The organism is Komagataeibacter oboediens, from assembly GCF_003207815.1.
Lineage (GTDB): Bacteria > Pseudomonadota > Alphaproteobacteria > Acetobacterales > Acetobacteraceae > Komagataeibacter > Komagataeibacter oboediens.
Window position 1 is genome coordinate 1 of record NZ_NKTX01000260.1, and the last position, 595, is coordinate 595.

Annotated in this window: 1 protein-coding gene; it reads left to right on the top strand. The window is 61.5% G+C overall.

Features of this window, described 5'->3' with window-relative positions; genetic code table 11:
* A partial coding sequence (locus CFR80_RS18750; RefSeq protein WP_181418293.1) for an autotransporter-associated beta strand repeat-containing protein occupies positions 1-595 on the top strand: 595 nt, incomplete at both ends.

Here is a 595-nt window from a genome sequence, read left to right on the forward strand (position 1 = left end):
GGGTTCTCTGTCGGGAACTGCCAGTGGCACGCTGGACGGCACGCTGGACCTGACCAAAGCCAGCAGCACCTATTCCGGCGGCATGTCCGGTTCTGGCGGTCTGACGGTTTCTGGCGGGACGGAAACGCTGACGGGTGCGAATACCTACACAGGAGCTACGACGATCAGTGGCGGCACGCTGGCCCTGAATGGCACGGGTAGTATTGCTGATTCCAGTACCGTGGATGTTGCTCAGAACGGCATGTTTGATATCAGCCAGACGAATTCTGGTGCATCGGTCAAGGATATAGGTGGAGCCGGTGGCATTGATCTTGGTAGCCAGACGCTGACGTTGACGGCGGCAGATCCTGACACCGTTTATTCCGGCGTGGCGTCCGGTTCTGGCGGTCTGACGGTTTCTGGCGGGACGGAGACGCTGTCGGGTGCGAATACCTATACGGGTGTGACGACGGTGGCGTCTGGTGCAGGCCTCAGCCTGCCGGGTTCTGTTGCAGGCGCGCTGACGACTGCCGGGACGACGGATGTCAATGGCGGCACGGTTGCTGGCACGACGACGAACACGGGGACACTGACGGCTGAAGGTGGCACGCTTGCG